The organism is Desulfallas thermosapovorans DSM 6562 (assembly GCF_008124625.1).
GTDB lineage: Bacteria > Bacillota > Desulfotomaculia > Desulfotomaculales > Desulfallaceae > Sporotomaculum > Sporotomaculum thermosapovorans.
This window is the reverse complement of the sequence record NZ_VNHM01000007.1, coordinates 46,746-67,697: the sequence shown is the minus strand read 5'-3', so window position 1 is coordinate 67,697 and position 20,952 is coordinate 46,746. Positions and strand designations below refer to the sequence as shown.

Genomic DNA, 20,952 nt, shown 5'->3' with positions numbered 1-20,952 from the left:
TAAGGGTCTGTCCGTTTTTTGAAAAACTGTTGCCAAAAAATAATAACGGTGCTATAATGTCTACCATGTATGGAAATATATCCGCATGGCGTGGACGATAGTGATATGCCATGCGTGGATATGTGATGTATTTTCTGACAGGCCAGCAAGGCAAGAAGTATTCAGGCTTGCCCTGCTGCCCCCACGGAGGTGTGAGATGGTGGCGGGCAAGGTACCGCGTTTTTTTCTAGTCCAGGAAGATATCCTTCCCGAAGCCTTTTATAAAACTGTTCAGGCTAAGGAACTACTTTTGAGCGGTGAAGTGGCCACTGTTAACGAAGCGGTGGAAAGGGTTAATTTAAGCCGCAGCGCTTTCTATAAATATAAAGATAAAGTATACCCTTTTTATCGCTGGAACCGGGATCAAACCGTGATCCTGGAAATGCTGCTGGAACACCGTTCGGGTGTTTTATCCGCGGTGCTGAACAGCATTGCCGCGGTGGGTGGTAACATAATTACCATCAACCAAAACATCCCCCAGCAGGGTGTGGCCATGGCCACTGTAACCATTGAAACAGCCGGTTTAAAATGTGACGTGGAAAACATGCTGGAAATGCTGCGCGGTACCCCGGGTGTTAAAGCAGCCAAACCGCTGGGCGCCGACGGTACCCGGGATTGAAAAGTTATAAAATTTACCGGAAAAAATTACTTCTAGATTACACAAAGGGATTGGGTAAGTTATAATATACTGTCAGGTTATAAAAAAAGAAAAAGGAAACTCCGGCTTTGGGGCCGGGGTCTTGTAACATCATATGAAAGGGGCATTAACCATGTCGGTTGAAAATATAAAGATCGGTCTTTTGGGGCTGGGCACAGTGGGGCGTGGGGTATACCGCATCATTACCGGCAACCCGGAAAATATCAAGCGCAAGGTTGGGGCCGGGTTGGAAATAAAAAAAATCATGGTGCGTAATATCGACAAACCCCGCGATCTTGACATCAACCCGGCCATGCTGACCACCAATATAGAGGATATAATCGACGATCCCGAAATAAAAATAGTGGTGGAGGTAATGGGCGGCATCGAACCCACCCTGGACTATGTCAGCCGGGCGCTGGAGAACGGCAAAAGCGTGGTCACCGCCAACAAGGACATGATCGCGGTGTACGGCAAACAGCTTTTCGCCCTGTCGGATGCCAGCCATACCGATTTATTGTTTGAAGCCAGCGTGGCCGGCGGTATTCCCATTATCAGGCCGCTAAAGCAGTGTCTTGCAGCCAACCGGGTCACGCAAATTATCGGTATTATCAACGGTACCACCAACTATATGCTAACCAAAATGACCGAGGAAGGTTCGGACTTTGCGGATGTACTGCGGGAAGCCCAGGCCAAGGGGTACGCCGAGGCCGACCCCACTGCAGACATTGAAGGTTATGATGCGGCCCGTAAACTGGCCATATTGGCTTCCATTGCCTTTAACTCGCGCATTGTACTGGACGATGTTTATGTCGAGGGTATTACCAAAATTACCGCTGCGGACATAGCCTACGCCGGAGAGCTCAATTATATTGTCAAATTACTGGGCATTGCCAAGGAAACCGCTGAAGGGGTTGAAGTGCGGGTGCACCCCGCCCTGATCCCCCGGGATCATCCCCTGGCGTCGGTAAACGATGTATATAACGCTATTTTCGTTACCGGCGATGCCGTAGGCGATACCATGTTTTACGGCCGGGGAGCCGGAGAAATGCCCACTGCCAGCGCAGTGGTGGCCGATGTTATGGATGCCGCCCGTAATTTATTGCATAACGTACCGGGGTTTATCTCCTGTACCTGTTATGAAGAAAAACCCGTTAAAGATATGGGGGCTACCGAGGCTAAATACTATGTTCGACTGGAGGTAACCGACAGGCCCGGCGTTCTGGCCTCCATTGCTTATGCTTTTGGGGACAAGGAAGTCAGCTTGGCTTCGGTGCTGCAAAAGCATACCGACGGTGATAACGCGGAGATTGTACTGGTTACCCATAAAGTGCGGGAGCGAAATATGCAGGAGGCACTTAATATCATTAAACAACTATCTTCGGTCAATGAGGTGGCCAATATAATCCGTGTGGAGGGTGATTAAACCTGTGATTAGAGTTCAGGTGCCGGCCACCACCGCTAATTTAGGCCCGGGCTTTGACTGCCTGGGTATGGCGCTGGAATTATACAATATAGTGGAATTTAGCAAAATTACCCGCGGCCTGGTTGTAGAGGTGGAGGGTGAAGGGGCCGGTAATTTGCCGTGCAATGAGAGCAATCTGGTATACCGGGCGGCCAAGCGGGTTTTCGACCGGGCAGGTTATGCACCGGCCGGGCTGCGCATCCGGCTGATTAACGGTATACCGGTGGGGCGGGGGTTGGGCAGCAGCGCCGCCGCAGTTATCGGGGGTATCATTGCGGCTAACAGGCTTTGCGGTGCAGGACTTGGTACACGGGAAATGCTCACCCTGGCCTGTTCCATGGAAGGGCACCCGGACAACATTGCCCCGGCCTTATTAGGCGGGCTGGTAATATATGCTTCGGTGGATGGTGAAATAACCTGGACTAAAATAGATTTACCTCCGGGCATCAAAGCTGTTGTGGCTGTACCTGATTTTGTCATGAACACCAGGGACACCAGGGAAGCCCTCCCGCAATTGGTAACCATGCGGGATGCCGTATTTAACATCAGCCGGGCGGCGCTCTTAGTGGCCGCGCTGCAAAAGGGTGATTTGTCCGTGCTGGGTACGGCCATGGATGATAGATTGCACCAGCCTTTCCGTTCCGGGTTGATTCCCGGTTTTAAAAAGGTTGTTTCAGCCGCCAGGCTGGCCGGTGCCCGGGGTGTGGCCCTGAGCGGTGCCGGGCCTACCATAGTGGCCCTGGCGGATGATAACCAGGCATTAATTGCGGAAGTAATGAAAGAAACCTTCCGGGAAAGCGGCGTAAACGCTCGTTCTTTAATACTGGCGCCCAGCCCGGTGGGAGCAAGAGCACTGGAAGTAATATAAGGGGTGGATATTTATGTTAATTGTGCAAAAATATGGCGGTACATCGGTGGGAGATGCCTCGCGTATTAGGAATGTTGCCCGGCGGGTGGTGGAGCAGTACCGCAAGGGCAACCAAATGGTGGTTGTGGTCTCGGCCATGGGTGATTCCACCGATGATTTGATAGATTTGTCCCGGCAGATAACCGACAACCCCTCTCCCCGGGAAATGGATATGTTGCTGTCCACCGGTGAGCAGGTATCCATTGCCCTGCTGGCTATGGCCATTAAGAATTTGGGTGTTGACGCGGTTTCCCTCACCGGACCCCAGGCCGGTATCAAAACAGATGCTTGTTATTCCAAATCCCGGGTCACGGCGGTGGATAACACCCGCCTGAAAGCGGAACTGGCCAAAGATAAAATTGTAATCGTGGCCGGTTTCCAGGGATTAAACGAATACGGTGACATCACCACCCTGGGCCGGGGCGGTTCGGACACCACTGCCGTTGTACTGGCGGCGGCGCTACAGGCGGATTTGTGCGAGATTTTCACCGATGTGGACGGTGTTTATACAACCGATCCCAGGATAGTGCCCGAGGCATGTAAATTGGAAACCATTACCTACGATGAAATGCTGGAACTGGCCCATCTGGGGGCGGCGGTACTGCATCCCCGGGCGGTGGAATGTGCCAAACTCTATAATATACCGCTGCATGTCCGGTGCAGTTTCAATGATCACCCGGGCACCATTGTAAAGGAGGAAACCGATATGGAAAAAAGTATGGTTATTACCGGTGTTACATATACCAAAAATGTTGCCAAGCTGGGCATTTTCGGTGTACCCGACCAGCCGGGCATTGCCTATATGGTATTTAAGAAGCTGGCCGATAACAATATCAGCGTGGATATGATTGTGCAAAGTTCCATGCGCGACGGCATAAATGACATATCCTTCACCGTGGCCCAGGACGATCTGCGCAGGTCACTGGAGACCATTGAAGAAATCATTAAAGTGGTGGGTGCCCAGGGCTATACCCACGACGCCGACGTGGCCATGGTTTCGGTGGTGGGTGCCGGCATGAACAGCAACCCCGGCGTAGCCGCCATGATGTTCGGGGCTTTGGCAGACGTAGATATCAATATTGAAATGATTTCCACCTCGGACATAAAAATATCCTGTATCGTCAAAAACAGCGACGCCGAGAAAGCGGTAAAAATACTGCACAGTAAATTTGGGTTGGATAAAGCCAACTAATCGTTACTCGGGCGCCGGCATCGCCGCGCAGAGCTACGCGAACCACTGGTGCCAGAGCATGCTTTGGTGCCGGGTGTTGAAAGTCTGAAAGAAATTCTTTCAGGCTTTCAACTGGAGTTAAGGCCTCCCTTGTTTGAAGTATCTGCTTTTCACCGCAGGTAAATCAATTCCGAAAGGGGCGAAATCCTGGTCGAAAGGGAGAGCTGAATGCAATAAAATCCGACTCGGCTTGGATTTTATCCACTTATGAACCAGGTACATAATGAAATATATCATAATTTTAGGTGACGGAATGGCGGATTATCCCCGTCCCGAACTGGGCGGCCAAACACCGCTGCAGTATGCCAGGACCCCTCATATGGATGCATTGGCTGCCCGGGGGGAAACGGGGCTGGTGAAAACCGTACCGGACGGGTTTGCACCGGGCAGTGACGTGGCTAACCTGTCGGTAATGGGTTACGCGCCGGAAAAGTATTATACCGGTCGCTCGCCCCTGGAAGCTGTAAGTATGGGCGTGAAGCTGGCTGATACGGATGTGGCTTTTCGCTGCAACCTGGTAACCCTGTCCGGCGAACCGGCCTACCACGATAAACAAATGGTTGATTATAGCGCCGGTGAAATCACCAGTGAGGAAGCCCGAGAATTAATTGAAACCGTGCAATTAAAGCTGGGCACCGGTGATAAATGTTTTTACCCCGGCATCAGCTACAGGCACTTGATGGTATGGCAAAACGGCCCGGAAAAAACTGACTTGACGCCGCCGCATGATATTTCCGGCCGTGTCGTGGGGGATTACCTGCCCGGCGGTGCAGGTGCGGATATGTTGCTGGAAATGATGAAACAAAGCTATGTCTTATTAAAGGAACACCCGGTAAACCGGTCCAGGGTGGACAGGGGGCTGCGCCCGGCCAATTCGATATGGCTCTGGGGTCAGGGTAAAAAGCCGCAGCTACCGTTGTTTAAGGACATGTACCACCTGGATGGAGCCGTTATTTCTGCCGTGGACCTGATTATGGGGATCGGTATTTGCGCCGGCCTGCAGGTGATCAAAGTACCCGGTGCCACAGGCAATATCCATACCAACTTTAAAGGGAAAGCCGAAGCTGTGCTGTCTGCGCTGCGTGACGGGGCTGATTTTGTTTACCTGCACATTGAAGCACCAGACGAAGCCGGGCACCAGGGAGACACCGAAACTAAAGTGCGGGCCATTGAAGAAATCGATCGCCAGGTGCTGGGCCCGTTGCAGGAGGGTTTAACCGGCTTTCCCGGTTACCGGATCATGGTGCTGCCGGACCACCCGACTCCTCTGAGCATTCGCACTCATACCGCCGAGCCCGTGCCTTATGTACTGGCGGATTCCAAAGTTGTTACCGGTACGGCGGGTAAAACATACAGCGAGTTGGACGCTTCTGCCACCGGTATCATGGTGCCCGATGGCCCCTCGCTAATACGCAAATTCCTTGGTTTAGCATAAGTGACACTGTTTTGGTTTCACCGCGTTGATGCCACTTACACAGGCGGCACTTGCATTGTTATCTACCCTTTGTTTTGGCGACGTTTGCTTTGGTGCCACCGGTTTGGTGCCACCACTTTAGTGCTACCATTTTAATGCTACCACTTTGGTACCGGGTGTTGAAAGATTATACAACTTTTTAACACCCGGTGCCTTTCTTTTTAAGCACAGCTCTGCTATAATATATTTAGAAATTTATCTAAATATCTAACAACGAGCTGGTGATTCGATGCTTGACGACCTGTTCAAGGCGCTTTCCGATCCCACCAGGCGCAAAATACTTAAAATGTTGCGCCAGGGGGATATGACTGCGGGGGAAATTTCCAACCACTTTAATATCTCCAAACCCAGTTTATCCCACCATTTAAACGTGCTTAAACAGGCGGATTTGGTGCAGGACGAAAGAAAAGGCCAGTACATTTACTATACCCTGAACACCTCAGTGTTTCAGGACTTGCTGGCCTGGTTTACGGATATCATTAACAACAAAGAAAGAGGTGAGCATATTGGCAAATAAGCATGAAGATGCGGTAACCTTAACGGTGGGGCAACAAATGCGCAGTGATTGGCCTGCCCTGCTAATGATTTTGGCCTCCATGGTGGCCGGCATACTGGTTTACCCCTATTTGCCGGACCAGGTCCCTTCCCACTGGAACATACATGGGGAGGTGGACGGTTATTCCTCACGCTTCTGGGGTGCCTTTGGCCTGCCGCTGTTAAATGCCGGCATCTATTTACTGATGCTGGTAATGCCGCGCATTGACCCCCGGCGCCAAAATTATATAAAATTCGCTAAGACGTACCAGGTTTTTAAACTGATGATGGTGTGTTTCTTCACCGGTCTTTATGTGGTTACAGTTCTGGCAGCTTTGGGTTATAATGTATCCGTGGAACGCCTGGTTCCCCTTGGGGTATCGCTGCTGATAATAGTAATCGGCAACTTAATGGGTAAAATACATCATAACTATTTTGTTGGTATTAAATTGCCCTGGACTCTGGCCAGCGAGGTTGTCTGGCGCAAGACCCACCGCATGGCGGCTCCGTTGTGGGTGATTGCCGGTCTGATGGGAGTTGTGGGATCAATCTTTGGAGGGAAAACGGCGGCGGTATTGCTTTTCGGTCCCTTGAGTGTGGCTGTTGTGGTACCGGTTATCTATTCCTATTTGCTGTACAGAAATTTGAATAACTAAGATCTTGATGCCACTTTCAACACCTGGCACAAAAATAATCAAATATAAGGATAAGGTGGTTGAGTATGGTAAGCTTTAGTAAAAAACGGCCAACCTTTGAGCAATTCAAGGTTATGTTTAGGGATGAAGTACAGCGTTGCACCAATAATCAAATCGACAATTTCTATATGCCCTGGTCTGAAGTTGGTGATGAAACAACCCGGGAGAAAATCATCGAATCGTTTATGCAATTACTGGAAAACCGTTTTGGTTTTCGCCCGGTGATTGAGGAGTCCCTGAGTACAATGGATGGGGCGCTGGAAAGCGTAATTAACAGGATTTATCACGTTTTTTCCACCATGTTTTTAGTGGACCATATTAATGAAAAAATGTACAAGGAGCGGGCCAAAAAATTAAATTGACCCGTATGCCAAAATTTACTCCTTGGCCAGTTAACGGTAGGATTATATAATTAGAACCGACAACTTGGACAAGGAGGTAAGGTTACAGGCTTATGGGTGAAAACTTTAGCATAACCATAATAAAGAGAAAGCCAATTTGTTTTTTATTGCTTCCGGTATTGCTGCTGGTGTTTCCGGCCATTGGTGTAGCCCAGGTACATACGGTAAGCAAAGGTGACAGTATTTACAAAATCAGCAATTGGTACAATGTGAGCCAGTTTGCCCTGCGCTATAACAACAATTTGTGGTCCGACGCCATATACACCGGCCAGCAGTTAAACATCCCTGCCCGGTATACGGTCCAAAGCGGAGACACCCTTTATTTAATCGGTAAAAAATTTGGTGTTAGTGCCAGTGGTATTAAATCCATCAACCAGTTGAAAAGCGATATGATTTACCCGGGGCAAATTTTATACATACCCCGGTATAAAAATGGTTCAGGCAATGTTTCACCCGGGACAAGCACCCAAAATAACTACTATAACGTAAGCCGCGGCGGGCGCCTGAGCAGCGGGGATTTCGACCTGCTGGCCCGGATCATTACTGCCGAGGCGGATTCCGAATCCTATGTCACCCAGGTGGCCGTTGGTGCCGTAGTACTGAATCGTGTGGACAGCCCGTTGTTCCCCAACTCCATACCGGGAGTCGTATATCAGGTCGATGATGGTGGAAAGTACCAGTTTGAACCGGTACTTAACGGTTGGATCAACAAACCGGCCAGCGAATCCGGCAAAAAGGCCGCCATGGATGCGCTGAACGGCTGGGATCCCACCAATGGCGCCCTGTACTTTTTTGAGTCCTGGGTACCCAACAGATACTTGCAATCGCGCCCGGTAAGCACTGTTTTGGATGCGTTCACATTTTCCTATTAAATTAAAAGATAAAAGTTCAAAAAAACCGCTTACGGGCGGTTTTTTTAAACTTTTATCAACCGGTACTTTCTGGTGCCCAGACCCATCTCCTCACCGTAAGCCAGCTGTACAGACCAGTCTATCCCTTTATGCAGTGAGCCGAACTTGTCTCCGGTATGAATATTATCCCCCAGGCGGGAGCCGCTGAGCGCCACCTCACTGTTGACCAGATCTATACAGGCTTGATCCAGGGCCACGGGGTCCCGTGAGGCTGCAATGCCTATATCCCGCACCACCGGGGCGTCATTATAAGTGCAGCAGTCACATTCCGGGGAAACATTCATAATAAAGGTGAAATGTACGGCTTTGTGCTCTTTGTTCTTTAAAACACCCATGGTATATTCCACAATCTTTTCCTGCACGTTGTTGGGCTGGGTTTTCCAACTTATTTTAATTGCCCCGTGGGGGCAGGTGACAGTGCACTCACCGCAACCCCAGCACACATTCTCGTCAATGGCGGCGTGCTCTTCGATATTGATGGCGGTGGCGGGACACCACCTGGCGCACAACCCGCAGGCCAGGCATTTTTCGGCGGTAATCCGGGGCAGAACATCCGAATGCATCATTTGTTTGCCGCTGCGGCAGCCCAGCCCCATGCCCAAATTCTTCAACGTACCGCCAAAACCGGTTAACTCATGGCCTTTGAAATGGGTTATGGATATAATGGCCCCCGCATGGTAGGCTGCGCTGCCTATTTTGACTTCTTTGAAATGCTTACCTGCAATGGGCACATTAACATAATCTTTTCCGTTCAAACCATCGGCAATGATCAGCGGCGCGTTAACCACCGCATAATCAAACCCGTTTTGAATGGCGGTCTCCAGGTGGTCAACCGCATTGGCCCTGGAACCCACATATAAAGTATTGGCATCGGTGAGAAACGGTTTGCCGCCATATTCCCTGACCTTATCAACAATCTGACGCACAAATTGTGGGCGTATGTATGCCAGGTTGCCCCTTTCACCGAAGTGAACCTTAAGGGCCACCAATTCTTTAGGCTGGATTATTTCCTTCAAGCCCACCCTGCTGCATAGCTTGGCTAGTTTGTTGAACAGGTTTTCCTTGCTGCTGGTGCGCAAATCAGTAAAATAAACTTCCGAAGATCCTGACATAAAAAAACTCCTTTACTAAAAGAATAATATATATTAAATTAATATTATAAGCGGGAAAATACAGAAAATCTACTTTTTACATGAACAAAGATCAGCTTAGGCCCAAAATAAGGAAAGAAAAATAACCGGCAGCAGATAAAAAGACCAGCGGGAGCAATGCTTCCCGCTGGTCTTTCTGGTGGGGCTAACTGGTTTCGAACCAGCGACCTCTTGAATGTGAGTCAAGCGCTCTCCCGCTGAGCTATAGCCCCATTTGCTGACAAAAGTAAGTATAGCACATTTTTTTGACACATGCAATACAGTGGTGGTAAAAAATTATGTCGCTTCACTGGTTAAACTATCATGGGCACCACTTATCCTAATTATCATGGACACTGCTGTCCGCTGTGAGGCCGGGCGAAAGCCCAGGCCGGGTAGAGGACACAACTGGGATACCGGGCTAAACGGCAGGATGTTAATGATGTATAAGTATTGTGCAAGTATAAATAATAACAACTGTAAAAAAGCAACAACGTTATTTTAACCCCCCTGGGTTCCAAAACAATCACTGAGGGTGATTTTTTGATGCAAATAGGCCGGGATGTGGTGTTTGTTTTCGGTGCCGGAGCCTCTTATGCCGACGGGGCTCCCCTGCAGGCTGATATACTGCCGATAATCATGTCCAATGAGTTTCCGGACATCCAACAATCTCCCACCGGTCAAATCGTTACCGAATTCATAGCGGAAAACTTTGCCTGGGACGCGCGGGCTAAAATATACCCCACGCTGGAAACCGTGTTCGGCTTTTTGGATTATTTTATCAGCCAGGACGAACACTTGAGCGCCCGGTACTCTCATGCCCGGATTCGGGTTATCAAAGAAGGGCTCATTAAACTGATCCATTACGTGATCAGCGAAAAATCACACCGGCAGGGAACAACATACCGCTCCTTCTGGGAGGCTGTTTTCCGGTACAATCCCAACATCGCCATACTTACTTTAAACTATGACACCCTTTTGGAAGACGCTTACAGTTCCCTGTGCCCCGGCGGCGCGGTTAATATAGATTACGGTATCCACCTGATGAACTACGATCTGAATGAAGAGAAGCGCCCGCCCAACCGCATCAGCCCTGCCGCCATGAAAATATTAAAGGGCCACGGTAGCTTAAACTGGAAATACTGCCATTGTTGCAAACAGGTTTTACTGACCCCCCGGGACACCAAAATAAACCTTTATGCCGGGCATACCGGCGAAGGACGTTGCGTTTCGAACAAGTATAGATGCCCCGTGGACGCCTCGGAATTTGAGACCCTTATTATTCCGCCGTCACATATAAAGAAAATCTCCCACCCCGTTATATCACAAATTCTCGGCGAGGCTATGCGGGAAATCCGGTCGTGTCGCAAGGTGGTGTTCGTGGGCTACTCGTTTCCGGATGCCGACGTGCATTTTAAAGCATTGTTCAAGAAAAGTTTATCTCCCCACCAGCAGGTAATCGTTGTGAATAACAGTAAATCCAGAACTTTAAAGTATAATTACCTGGCTTTAAGCAATCACGTGCGCTTTATAAAACTATCCTTTGCTGATTTTTTGATGGACCGGTCCCTGGTGCAGGAAATACTGACCACTACCGGCAGCCCAAATGCCCCCGCACCAGTCTCAATGCCCCTGTATCACCCTGTGCACACCTAACTGCCATATAATGGCAGTTAACAAGTGAGGCGGTTGGCAAACAGTACGGGCGGGCGTTCCTACATTTCTCAAATTCCATGACTTCCACTTCTATTAGGTGGGAGTTCCTATTATTACTTCAGGTGGGGTAGAATCCCCATCTGAAGCCCCGGTGTTCAGGTTTAGCTGAACGAGTTCACCTGGCCGGGCCATGACCGGTATTAACCATTATTGTCCGGCACCAAAGTAATATATTCCCCTGTAAAAACCGGTGCAATATCAAAACGGTTTAACCCGGCGCACCAGCGCAAATCTTCCTCCCGGCCAAGCTTCAACAACCTTTGACCATGTTGCCCGGCATATAGCCCCGCCAGCGGGTCATTATGATATAAACGAGCCAGCCCACAGGCGGTTATTGCCAGGTCGTCCATTGCCGGGCCCTCCGGTGACTTTCCTTCTCCGCCGCCCGGGTTTAGCTGCTGCAATATCTCCAGTAAAACGAACCCGGCTCCCAGGATGTCCTCCAGTGAAAATAAGCCCCCAGTACCTGCACACACCAAGCTGATATCCTGCCCCTGTTCCAGGGCGGCCCGGGCCACCGCCCGGGCGTTAAGCAAAGAGCCGATTAAAACCGGGCTGGCGGAAGCAGCCCGGCGAATGGCCCCCGTGCCGTTGGATGTGGTGATTACCAGCACGGAACTGCCGGTTCCGGGGCCGCCGGCAAACTCCAGCGGGGAGTTGCCGTGGGGAAACCCCTCTATTTTTTCTCCACCCCGCTCACCCGATAGCACAAAACCATGCCGGCGGGCCAGTGCCACTGCGGCACTTGCTTGGGCCACCGGGTATACCCGCCGGTAACCTGCAGCCAGCGCGGTGACAATGGTACTGGTAGCCCGCAGTACATCGAATACAACCGCGGTGGTTCCCAGCAAAGCCTTGGGATCGCAAACAGCGGCAACGGGTATCAATTTAATTTGCAAAATGCCCCATCCTTTCTTCACAAGGTAATTTTGTTAAAAAAAGCCTGTTGTTTTTACCAGGCATGCCCGTCACTACAAACAAATAAATTATAAGAGCACTGGACCGGTCCGTGTAATACATATAATATTTGGTTTGAGCTGCGGTTAGGATATTTTATGGTCAAAATGGTCCTGTAAACATTAGAATAAGAAAGATTCTTTGGGTAATATTAACGATTATCACTATGTCTAAATCTTAGAAAAGGAAGGTACTTATATGAGCCGGGTCAAATGTTTTATCGAAGACTGTCGCTTTAATAATAACATGAGATGCAACGCGCCCAAGGTATCTTTCAAGCTCCGGAGCAATCACCCGGGCCACCGGACCGACCGGGCGCTGTGCGAGCATTATCGCCCGATTCCATGAATACCAGACTAATTTACCATTATTACAATAGTTCCTTTAAAGAGTTAAAGCCCGAAGCCATTTTGGTCGATATTTTTAATAAGAGTTAATATATTAAAGCCGGGGCAGGAGATTTTGCACTATTTGTTGAAAATTTTACTAATATGGTGGTAGCATAAGTATTTGTTCAACATTTGCTTGATTAAATAAAACGGGGTGATTTTTTGAGTGATGTTGGCAACGGTGTCATTCTCATCATAACCGATGATAAAATGAAAGCTTTTTTTACTGTTCGAGAGCCTCAATTGGTAAATGAAAAACTAATTTATGACATGCTGCAGGAAAAGGAAGTTAAGCATGGTTTAGACAAGCGGGTACTGGAACATTTAATCAACAACCCGGCTGAAGGCACATATTTGATCGCCAACGGAACACCACCCCGGGAAGGCCGGGACGGCTACGTGCAATACCTTTTCACCTCCCAGACACCCAGGGCAAATAAACAGGATGAACAAAATGTGGACTTCAGGGAGGTATTCGATGTGCCGTCGGTAAACGCGGGAACCGTGCTGGCCGTTTATCACCCCGCAGAAAAGGGGGAAAACGGTCAAACAGTAACCGGGCAGGTCATTACCCCCCGTAAGGTGATGGAACTAAGATTACAGGCGGGAAAAGGTGCCGTTCTTTCCAAGGACGGTATGACGGTATCCAGTGCAATTAACGGTCGCCCCAGGGTACAAAAAAGAGGCGGTAATATTATCGTTAGTGTAGATGCGGTCTACCAGCACGAAGGTGATGTGGATATTAAATCAGGAAACCTGCGCTTTAACGGCGATGTCATTGTAACCGGCAATGTTATGGAAAATATGATTGTGGATGTGCAGGGCAATTTGCAAGTGCTGGGATTTATATCCCGGGCTGAAGTCAAAGTCCAAAAAAACCTGCAGGTTATGAAGGTGATTACAGCCAGCCGCATACAGGTTGGCGGTAAAACCGCTTCGCTGGGTGCTGCTAAAAAAGAGCTTCAGGAAATAGCAAAAACCATCAACCTCCTGAACAAAACAGCCAAACAGGCGTATATAAGATTGCAGCAAACAAGAAGGAATATCCAATTTGGCCAGGTGGTCATGACATTGCTGGACAAAAAATTTGCCCATTTGGGCGGCCAGGTGCGCCACCTGCGTGAATTAATCGGCAAGCGGGAACAGAATGCTCCCCAGGAACTGAAGGATGTCCTGGTGGATTTGAAAAAAGTATCCGGTTTCAATGCCCTGGCGTTGCATAATCTGGACGGGGTGCAAAAAAGCATCGCCAAGGCGCTGGCATATTTGGATTCTCTGAGCGGTGAACCCGCCCATGTTATCGCCAACAGCGTTACCAGTTCGCAAATTGAAGCCACCGGCGACATTAAAATAACTGGCCAGGGGGCTTTTAATTCCCAGTTGAACTGCCAGGGTGCCATAACAATCAAAGGGGTGTTCCGGGGTGGGCAAATGTATGCCTTAAACGGTATCAATGCAGGTGAAATAGGCGGTCCCATGGGTGTAACCACGCTGGCCCGTACCGAAACCGGGTGTACGATTAAAGCCCGGCGTGCGTATACCGGCACAGTTTTACAAATTGGCCACCGCATATATAAAGTTACCCGGGATGTCAATATGCTGCTGGCCAGAATTAATAGTGAAGGTGACATTGTACTGCATTAACCTGGAAAGAAGCGCGTAATATAGTGGATAATGCAGGAAATTGATGGCGAGAGTTTTTTATCATCATATTTGTTTTGGGAGCTGAAGTAGTTGGTAAGAAGACGCAGGCCCAAAAAAGGGCACGGGGCCGGCCTTGAACGCTGGCTAATCACCTATGCCGACATGATTACTTTGCTGCTTATTTTTTTTATTGTCATGTACACGCTCAGTAAACTTGACGCCGCTAAATTCGAAACCCTGGCCGAATCTCTGGCCGCGGTTTTTGGAGCCGGTGGAATGGTTTTGGACAGCCCGGGGCCGGAAATAATTCCGGGCGCCCCGCCGGAGCAAATGGCGGACATAATCAGGGAAATGGATGAACAGGGTACAGAAACACAATTGGAAAACCTTCAGTTGATTGATATAAAAAGTCAACTGGAAGAATATATCAAACAAAACGGGCTGGAAGCCAGGGTTTCGGTAACCAGTGAGGAAAGGGGCGTAGTGCTAAGTTTTCAAAATGAGGTGTTGTTTGACCTGGGTTCTTCCCAACTGACCGGACAAGCCCGGGAAATATTAAGCAAAGTGGCGCCAATACTGGCGGCCACCCCCAATTATATTCGCGTGGAGGGGCATACCGATGATTTACCCATCAATACCGCCCAGTTTCCCTCAAACTGGGAACTTTCAGCGGCAAGGGCCACCAATGTGGTGCAGGAATTCATCCGTGTTCACGGTTTCGAGCCGCGAAAACTGTCAGCTTCGGCCTATGGTGAATACCGTCCCCGGATGCCCAACAGCAACCCGGAAAACCGCCAGTTGAACCGCCGGGTCGACCTTGTCATTCTAAGCAGTGAATTTGCCGGCGCCGAGCCGGGCATGGTGAACACACTACCTGAGGAGCAGCACAGTACCGAATAAGCATATTTAGTTGTTTTTTTAACTGATAACCTGGCAAAGGAAGGTAAAGTATGGATCTCGCAACTATATTAGGCTTTATTTTAGGATTGGGGGCACTGCTGGTGGGATTTACCCTGGAAGGGGGGCATATCGGAGCCCTGGTGCAACCCAGCGCGGCGCTGATTGTGTTCGGCGGTACCATCGGGGCCACCATGTTCAGCTTTTCTCCGGGGGACTTCAAAGCCCTGCCCCAGTTGATTAAACTGGCCATGTTCAACAAACCATATGACCCCACCAGAACCATTGAGGAAATTGTGGCCATGGCTGAAGAAGCCAGGAGGGAAGGTTTGCTTTACCTGGAAAACCGGCTGCCGGAAATAAACGACCCTTACTTGAGAAAAGGATTGCAGCTGGTTATCGACGGTACCGACCCGGAACTGGTAAAAAAAATTCTTGAAGTTGAAATATATGCCATAGAAGAGCGCCACGGTGTCGGCAGCAGCATTTTTGAAGTGGCTGGCGGTTACGCGCCCACCATGGGCATCATCGGTACGGTGATGGGGTTGGTACACGTGCTGGGCAACATGAGCGACCCGGACAGCCTGGGTCCGGCCATTGCCGTTGCCTTTATGGCCACCCTGTACGGCGTGGGCAGTGCCAACGTGTTGTGGCTGCCCCTGGCGGCAAAACTGTCAAATATTAGCAAAAAGGAAATTTTATTAAAAGAACTGATGATGGAAGGTATTATTTCCTTGCAGGCCGGCTACAACCCCATACTGATCAGGGAAAGGCTGGTGGCTTACCTGAAACCGTCAGCCCGTAATAAAAAGGGTGATGAGGATGAGGCTGCGGAGGAGGAATAAAACACATATATAAGCATGGTAAAACAACTGTTAAAACATAGGGAGGCGTGAAAATGAACGCTGAAACCAGTTTTGCAACTGATTTGCAAATAGTGGTGTTTTCCATAGCCGGCCAATCCTTCGGCATTGATATAGCTTCTGTTTTTGAAATTATACGGCTGGAAAAAATCACCCCCATCCCCCAGGCGCCGGAATATGTTGAGGGTGTAATCAACATCCGGGGGCAGGTGGTACCCGCCCTTAACCTGCATGTGCTATTCGGTACCGGGATTGGAGAAAAAACCGGCAATAGCAGGATGATAGTGGTGGAGACCGCCCACAATAAATTTGGTTTGATTGTAGACGCTGTATATGAAGTGCAAAAGGTCAGCCCCGATATGATCAAGCCGGCCCCGGCTGCCATTGCATACAGCCAGCAATACATTCAGGGCATTATTTTAGAGGGTGACAACCTGGTTATACTGGTGGACTTGAATAAATTGTTACCGGAAAGGGATCTGTTGGAACTTAAGGAAATGGAAAAATTGGCTTAGACACTTTACGTTACGGGAGGTGATATTTTGTTCAGCGATGCAGAAATTGCTATTTTCCAGGAGGAATTAGAAGAAAAATTACAAATTATCAATGATAACATTCTTCTACTGGAACAGCAACAGGTCACACCCGAAGTAATCCAGGAGATTTTCCGGGCCGCCCACACCATTAAAGGTTCATCGGCCATTATGGGTTACGATAAAATGACTAATTTAACCCACGAGATAGAAAGTTTGTTTGATAAAATCCGCAGTAACCGGTTGTCTGTCAACGAGGAACTGGTGGATGTGCTCTTTGAGGCCATGGACACGCTGACGGCGTTAAAAGAAGAAATCGTGGGGGACGGTGTAAAAAATACCGATATCGACGCGGTATTAAACAAAATCAAACAAATCAGCGGTGGTAACAGTAACGGAGTTTCCGCCAGGGGCGACGCCAGTGCAGTTTTTGATACAACATCGCAGGACAATTTGGATAACGATAGTTCCGGCGGTAATGGGGCCAATGCAGCGCCTGCGCCGGCGGGTAGGCCCCCGGCAACGCAGTTTGATATGGAAATAGATGATGCTACGGGAGATGTTATCCGGGAAGCCGATATGCGCGGGTATCGTGCCTATGGCCTGCATATCAGCATTGAACCCGACTGCCAGATGAAGGAAGTGCGTGCTTTTTTGCTGTTTGAAACCCTGGAGCAGGCGGGCGAAATAATTAAAACCAACCCGCCCGCCGAGGAACTGCAAACCGGGCATTTTGAGGACAATATCGACCTGATTATCGTCACCCAGTCCGATATGGACCAGGTGAAAAACCTGGCCCTTTCGGTGGCGGAAATCAGGGACGTTGATATTAAAATGATTGAGTTGGATGACAAACCTGACCAGGAGGGTTACCCCGGCGGCGCGCCGGAACCGGGGCAACCGGCAATGCAAAAACAAACGCCGGTCACCGCCGCTGAAACCGTCGCGGGAAACGCTCCCCTTAAGGCTGATCATAACGAGAAAAACTCCCAAACCGGCAAGCTCGAGAAGAAAACCATAAAAACCGTGCGAGTGGACGTGGAAAAACTGGATACTTTGATGAACCTGGTGGGTGAGCTGGTTATTGATCGCACTCGCCTGGAACGGTTTGTGGAAATATTTGAAAACAATCATGGCTCGGACGAAATGGTGGACGATATACTGGAAATTTCCAATCACCTGGGCCAGGTGACCACGGATTTGCAGGACGAAATTATGAAGGCCCGGATGCTTCCCGTAGCCCAGGTATTCAACCGCTTTCCCCGCATGGTGCGGGATATCGCTCACAAATTGGGCCGGGATATAGAGTTTATTATTGAAGGCAAGGAAACAGAGCTGGACCGCAATGTCATCGAGGTGATCGGCGACCCGCTGATACACCTGCTCAGGAATTCCATCGACCACGGCATCGAACCCCCGGAGGAACGGCAGCGAGTGGGCAAACCGTCTCGGGGCAAATTGCTGCTCAAGGCATCCTACTCGGAAGGACATATCGTGATCACTGTTGAGGACGACGGCCGGGGTATCGATGCCCAAAAATTAAAGGACAAAGCGCTGCGCAAAGGGCTGGTCAGTAAGGAACAGGCCGCGCGCATGAGCGAGCGGGAAGCCCTGGACCTGATCTTCCTGCCCGGCTTTTCCACCGTGGAGGATGAAAAAATCAGTGATATTTCGGGCCGGGGCGTAGGCATGGATATTGTGCGCACCCAAATAGAAAACATCAACGGCACCGTGGAATATAAGACAGCTCCAGGCCAGGGTACTGTTTTTACCATCAAACTGCCCCTTACCCTGGCCATTATCAGGGCGCTTATGGTGGAACACGGAGATATGACTTACGCCTTCCCGCTGACCTACGTGGTGGAAACACTTAAAATGAAACGGACGGACATAAAAAACATTCGCAATGCCGAGGTAATCGTGGTGCGCGGGCAGGTTTACCCGCTGAAACGCCTGGAAGATATTCTCTGGAACGGTGCCGGGCATGAGGACGGCGAAAAGATCTATGTGGTGATTGTGGGTTCCGGCGACCGCAAGCTGGGCGTTGTGGTGGACAGGTTAATCGGCGAGCAGGAAATAGTCATCAAATCCCTGGGCTCCTACCTGGGCCAGGTGGAGGGACTTTCCGGTGCAGCTATTTTGGGCGACGGAAAGGTTTCCCTGATTGTTGACGTGCGGAGTCTGGTGCGCAGCGCAAGCTCCGAGGAGGCCTTTGCCTATGCCGCGATCAATTAATGTACTGGTGGTGGATGATTCGGCGCTGATGCGCCGGATCATCAGCCGTTTATTGGAGACCCGGGCCGGCATCAAGGTCATTGACACGGCTGCCGGCGGTGAGGAGGCCATTAAAAAGGTCCGGGCGTTGCGTCCCGATGTGGTGACCATGGACGTGGAAATGCCCGGTTTAAACGGGGTGCAAACGGTATCCCGGTTGATGAAGGAATGTCCCGTGCCGGTGGTTATGCTCAGCGGTCTCACCACCAAAGGTGCCCGGGTGACCATGGAGGCGCTGGCTGCAGGGGCGGTGGACTTTGTACCCAAACCGCAAAAAGCCGGCGGTACGGAACAGATGGTGGCGGAACTGGCCCGCAAAATCAGGGTGGCCAGCCGGGTATCCCCGAAAAAATGCCCGGCGGTGCCCGCCGGGCCGCGGCCCGCCGCACCCGCTCCTTTACCCATAACCCCGGGGGCGCCCGGCAAACCAGCCGCTACCCCTGCTGCCGGCGCCGCGGAACCGGCGGTCAAACCCGGGGCTGCCCCGTCCACCGGTACTGCCGGGCCTGCCGCCGGGACAGTGGCTGTGTCTCCGGCCGGCAAACCCGTTGCCACCCGTTCGCAGGGTGCCCCCGGGCGTGCCGGAGCAGCTGCCAGCACCCTTCCGGTTAAATCACCCCTACCGGTTCCAGCACGGGTGCCCGCCGCTCCCGTTACGCCCTTATCCAAAGCGAAATTGCCGGGTCAAACCGAACTGGTGGTCATCGGCTCATCCACCGGCGGCCCGGCGGCACTGCAGACCCTTTTGCCCGCCCTGCCCGGTGATCTGCCCTGCGGTATTGTGGTTGTCCAGCACATACCAAAGGGCTTTAGCGGCCCCATGGCCGAACACCTGGACCGCAAGTGCAAGCTGGCGGTAAAACATGCCCAGCAGGGCGACCGGGTGGCCCCCGGCCTGGTGCTGGTGGCCCCGGCGGGATACGACCTTACTTTCCGCAAAATTGCGGGCCGGCTCACGGTGCACCTGGACAAGGGGGACAAACCCGTGCCCCCCGGCGGGTTCCGCCCCTCGGTGGACGGGGTGATGAGCTCGGCGGCCCAGGTGGCGGGCGGGCGCACCCTGGGCGTGCTGCTCACCGGCATGGGCCGGGACGGTGCCCGGGGCATGCTGGCCATTAAACAACAGGGCGGGTATACCATCGCCCAGGACGAAAGCACCAGCGTGGTCTACGGCATGCCCAAAGCCGCCGCCGACCTGGGCGCCGCCGAAAAAATACTGCCCCTGCAAAACATTGCCGCGGAAATAACCCGTTTGGTCTAACCAGCTATCACCGTTGCCGGGTATTGAAAGATGTACCATTTTTCAACACCCGGCACCGAAGCCCGGTTTCAAACCTTGGCAAAAACCCATGGCGTCCTCTAAAGTTTATTTTTCTAATGCCGAATAATATAAATAAGAATCATTAACTACCCCAGAAGGCGGGTGAAAGCAATGCGCGTAACCCCCGGTAATCCCGGTGTAATAAACCTCTACAAATCGCAAAGCGAAAATAATAAAAACACCCGCGCCGGTAAAACATGTGCCAAACAGGACCGGGCCGAGATTTCCCCGGCGGGCCGGGAGCTGCAAACTTACCGGGCCGCTTTAAAACAACTGCCCGACGTGCGCCACCACCGGGTGAAGGAAATCAAGGAACGCATCCAAAACGGCACCTATGCGCCTTCAGCGGAAAAAATAGCCGAAGGTATCCTGCGGGAAGCTCGCCTGGATACCAAAGTATAAGGAGAAAACCCATGGCAAGGGAGAACCTTTTTTCACAATTGGAAAAAGTGCTGAGTCGCCAGCACGAGCTGGCCGGGCAAATGCTGGCGGCTGCCCGCCGGCAGAATGACGCGCTGCGCCGCAATGACATAACAATATTGACCCGGGCTGTTGACGAACTGGAACAGTTAAACGGCCCCATGCGGCAATTGGAAGAAGAACGGGAGGCACTGCAGGCCCGGCTGGCCGGCGCCCTGGCCCTTCCCCCCGGCGCGCCGCTGAAGGATATGGCCCCCAGCGCGCCGGGGGAATTGCCGGCCCGGCTTTCCGCCTTGCGCCGGGATATGCGTCTGCGCCTGGAAGAATTGCGGCAGCTTGCCGGTACCAATAAACTGCTCACCCACAATGCCCTGCGGGTGAACGCCACCATTTTGAACATATTCCGGCGTACCGGCGGAGCCACCTATAGCAACAGCGGCCAGGTGCAGGATTCCGGCCGGTCGCTTAACACATTAAATAAATCTGTGTAGTAAAATACCCTACATAAACGATA

The 20,952-nt window shown here is 51.0% G+C and carries 20 protein-coding genes, 1 tRNA gene and 1 pseudogene; 19 read left to right on the top strand and 3 right to left on the bottom strand.

The genetic code is table 11. The features are described from left to right. Nucleotides 1-199: 199 nt before the first annotated feature. The 9 genes from LX24_RS07510 (at nt 200) to LX24_RS07470 (ending at nt 8,255) form a co-directional block, all read left to right on the top strand. The gene (locus LX24_RS07510) at nt 200-658 is read left to right on the top strand and encodes an ACT domain-containing protein (protein ID WP_166511626.1); all 459 of its coding nucleotides are present in this window, start codon (nt 200-202) and stop codon (nt 656-658) included. A gap of 151 nt (nt 659-809) precedes the next feature. After that, nucleotides 810-2,102 carry a homoserine dehydrogenase gene (locus LX24_RS07505; RefSeq protein ID WP_166511528.1) on the top strand — a complete coding sequence of 431 codons (1,293 nt, stop codon included), beginning with the start codon at nt 810-812 and terminating at the stop codon, nt 2,100-2,102. 4 nt (nt 2,103-2,106) lie between these two features. Next, nucleotides 2,107-3,009: a homoserine kinase gene (thrB, locus tag LX24_RS07500; protein WP_166511527.1), complete on the top strand. Its 903-nt coding sequence runs from the start codon at nt 2,107-2,109 to the stop codon at nt 3,007-3,009. 13 nt (nt 3,010-3,022) lie between these two features. Continuing rightward, nucleotides 3,023-4,240 carry an aspartate kinase gene (locus LX24_RS07495; protein WP_166511526.1) on the top strand — a complete coding sequence of 406 codons (1,218 nt, stop codon included), beginning with the start codon at nt 3,023-3,025 and terminating at the stop codon, nt 4,238-4,240. A 262-nt stretch (nt 4,241-4,502) separates the two neighbouring features. After that, nucleotides 4,503-5,714, top strand: coding sequence for a cofactor-independent phosphoglycerate mutase (locus LX24_RS07490; protein ID WP_166511525.1), 1,212 nt, complete (start codon nt 4,503-4,505; stop codon nt 5,712-5,714). A 268-nt stretch (nt 5,715-5,982) separates the two neighbouring features. Further along, on the top strand, nt 5,983-6,270 hold the full coding sequence (locus LX24_RS07485) for an autorepressor SdpR family transcription factor (protein ID WP_166511524.1): 288 nt from the start codon (nt 5,983-5,985) through the stop codon (nt 6,268-6,270). Beyond that, on the top strand, nt 6,260-6,943 hold the full coding sequence (locus tag LX24_RS07480) for an SdpI family protein (protein ID WP_243131663.1): 684 nt from the start codon (nt 6,260-6,262) through the stop codon (nt 6,941-6,943). Before LX24_RS07485 ends, LX24_RS07480 begins: the two co-directional genes overlap by 11 nt. Nucleotides 6,944-7,008: 65 nt before the next feature. Next, entirely contained in the window at nt 7,009-7,344 is a 336-nt protein-coding gene (locus tag LX24_RS07475) for a hypothetical protein (RefSeq protein ID WP_166511523.1), read from the top strand. 92 nt (nt 7,345-7,436) lie between these two features. Further along, nucleotides 7,437-8,255, top strand: a complete 819-nt coding sequence (locus tag LX24_RS07470; protein WP_166511522.1) for a cell wall hydrolase — start codon at nt 7,437-7,439, stop codon at nt 8,253-8,255. A gap of 44 nt (nt 8,256-8,299) precedes the next feature. Here LX24_RS07470 and LX24_RS07465 read toward each other — a convergent pair whose 3' ends face one another. Both LX24_RS07465 and LX24_RS07460 read right to left on the bottom strand, forming a co-directional pair. Beyond that, a complete protein-coding gene (locus tag LX24_RS07465; RefSeq protein WP_166511521.1) occupies nt 8,300-9,406 on the bottom strand; it encodes a DUF362 domain-containing protein in 1,107 nt (368 codons plus the stop codon). Between the two features lie 176 nt (nt 9,407-9,582). After that, nucleotides 9,583-9,657: transfer RNA gene (locus tag LX24_RS07460), tRNA-Val, on the bottom strand. 313 nt (nt 9,658-9,970) lie between these two features. Between LX24_RS07460 and LX24_RS07455 the strand changes: the two genes are divergently transcribed. Beyond that, nucleotides 9,971-11,080: an SIR2 family protein gene (locus LX24_RS07455; RefSeq protein WP_166511520.1), complete on the top strand. Its 1,110-nt coding sequence runs from the start codon at nt 9,971-9,973 to the stop codon at nt 11,078-11,080. A gap of 200 nt (nt 11,081-11,280) precedes the next feature. Here LX24_RS07455 and LX24_RS07450 read toward each other — a convergent pair whose 3' ends face one another. Next, a complete protein-coding gene (locus tag LX24_RS07450) occupies nt 11,281-12,039 on the bottom strand; it encodes a 2-phosphosulfolactate phosphatase (protein WP_166511519.1) in 759 nt (252 codons plus the stop codon). Between the two features lie 256 nt (nt 12,040-12,295). Between LX24_RS07450 and LX24_RS15295 the strand changes: the two genes are divergently transcribed. The 9 genes and pseudogenes from LX24_RS15295 to LX24_RS07405 all read left to right on the top strand — a co-directional run bounded on the left by LX24_RS15295 (nt 12,296) and on the right by LX24_RS07405 (nt 20,929). Then, a complete protein-coding gene (locus LX24_RS15295; protein ID WP_166511518.1) occupies nt 12,296-12,445 on the top strand; it encodes a DUF1540 domain-containing protein in 150 nt (49 codons plus the stop codon). A 203-nt stretch (nt 12,446-12,648) separates the two neighbouring features. Then, nucleotides 12,649-13,650 (top strand): annotated as a pseudogene (locus tag LX24_RS07440) (DUF342 domain-containing protein); the annotation flags it as partial. A gap of 570 nt (nt 13,651-14,220) precedes the next feature. After that, nucleotides 14,221-15,030, top strand: coding sequence for an OmpA/MotB family protein (locus LX24_RS07435; protein WP_166511516.1), 810 nt, complete (start codon nt 14,221-14,223; stop codon nt 15,028-15,030). Between the two features lie 50 nt (nt 15,031-15,080). Next, the gene (locus LX24_RS07430; RefSeq protein ID WP_166511515.1) at nt 15,081-15,872 is read left to right on the top strand and encodes a flagellar motor protein; all 792 of its coding nucleotides are present in this window, start codon (nt 15,081-15,083) and stop codon (nt 15,870-15,872) included. Nucleotides 15,873-15,925: 53 nt separating this feature from the next. Further along, nucleotides 15,926-16,405: a chemotaxis protein CheW gene (locus tag LX24_RS07425; RefSeq protein ID WP_166511514.1), complete on the top strand. Its 480-nt coding sequence runs from the start codon at nt 15,926-15,928 to the stop codon at nt 16,403-16,405. A 27-nt stretch (nt 16,406-16,432) separates the two neighbouring features. Beyond that, on the top strand, nt 16,433-18,658 hold the full coding sequence (locus LX24_RS07420; RefSeq protein ID WP_166511513.1) for a chemotaxis protein CheA: 2,226 nt from the start codon (nt 16,433-16,435) through the stop codon (nt 18,656-18,658). After that, nucleotides 18,642-19,958, top strand: coding sequence for a protein-glutamate methylesterase/protein-glutamine glutaminase (locus LX24_RS07415; protein ID WP_166511512.1), 1,317 nt, complete (start codon nt 18,642-18,644; stop codon nt 19,956-19,958). Before LX24_RS07420 ends, LX24_RS07415 begins: the two co-directional genes overlap by 17 nt. Before the next feature lie 171 nt (nt 19,959-20,129). Continuing rightward, a complete protein-coding gene (gene flgM, locus LX24_RS07410; protein WP_166511511.1) occupies nt 20,130-20,420 on the top strand; it encodes a flagellar biosynthesis anti-sigma factor FlgM in 291 nt (96 codons plus the stop codon). Nucleotides 20,421-20,431: 11 nt separating this feature from the next. After that, on the top strand, nt 20,432-20,929 hold the full coding sequence (locus LX24_RS07405; RefSeq protein ID WP_166511510.1) for a flagellar protein FlgN: 498 nt from the start codon (nt 20,432-20,434) through the stop codon (nt 20,927-20,929). Nucleotides 20,930-20,952 lie beyond the last annotated feature (23 nt).

What these genes read in the sequence shown, in the direction of transcription:
- LX24_RS07465 (WP_166511521.1), bottom strand. Translation starts at nt 9,406, where the DNA reads ATGTCAGGATCTTCGGAAGTTTATTTTACTGATTTGCGCACCAGCAGC.
- flgM (WP_166511511.1), top strand. Translation starts at nt 20,130, where the DNA reads ATGCGCGTAACCCCCGGTAATCCCGGTGTAATAAACCTCTACAAATCG.
- LX24_RS07425 (WP_166511514.1), top strand. Translation starts at nt 15,926, where the DNA reads ATGAACGCTGAAACCAGTTTTGCAACTGATTTGCAAATAGTGGTGTTT.
- LX24_RS07455 (WP_166511520.1), top strand. Translation starts at nt 9,971, where the DNA reads ATGCAAATAGGCCGGGATGTGGTGTTTGTTTTCGGTGCCGGAGCCTCT.
- LX24_RS07470 (WP_166511522.1), top strand. Translation starts at nt 7,437, where the DNA reads ATGGGTGAAAACTTTAGCATAACCATAATAAAGAGAAAGCCAATTTGT.
- LX24_RS15295 (WP_166511518.1), top strand. Translation starts at nt 12,296, where the DNA reads ATGAGCCGGGTCAAATGTTTTATCGAAGACTGTCGCTTTAATAATAAC.
- LX24_RS07495 (WP_166511526.1), top strand. Translation starts at nt 3,023, where the DNA reads ATGTTAATTGTGCAAAAATATGGCGGTACATCGGTGGGAGATGCCTCG.
- LX24_RS07415 (WP_166511512.1), top strand. Translation starts at nt 18,642, where the DNA reads ATGCCGCGATCAATTAATGTACTGGTGGTGGATGATTCGGCGCTGATG.
- LX24_RS07505 (WP_166511528.1), top strand. Translation starts at nt 810, where the DNA reads ATGTCGGTTGAAAATATAAAGATCGGTCTTTTGGGGCTGGGCACAGTG.
- LX24_RS07485 (WP_166511524.1), top strand. Translation starts at nt 5,983, where the DNA reads ATGCTTGACGACCTGTTCAAGGCGCTTTCCGATCCCACCAGGCGCAAA.
- LX24_RS07490 (WP_166511525.1), top strand. Translation starts at nt 4,503, where the DNA reads ATGAAATATATCATAATTTTAGGTGACGGAATGGCGGATTATCCCCGT.
- LX24_RS07405 (WP_166511510.1), top strand. Translation starts at nt 20,432, where the DNA reads ATGGCAAGGGAGAACCTTTTTTCACAATTGGAAAAAGTGCTGAGTCGC.
- LX24_RS07430 (WP_166511515.1), top strand. Translation starts at nt 15,081, where the DNA reads ATGGATCTCGCAACTATATTAGGCTTTATTTTAGGATTGGGGGCACTG.
- LX24_RS07475 (WP_166511523.1), top strand. Translation starts at nt 7,009, where the DNA reads ATGGTAAGCTTTAGTAAAAAACGGCCAACCTTTGAGCAATTCAAGGTT.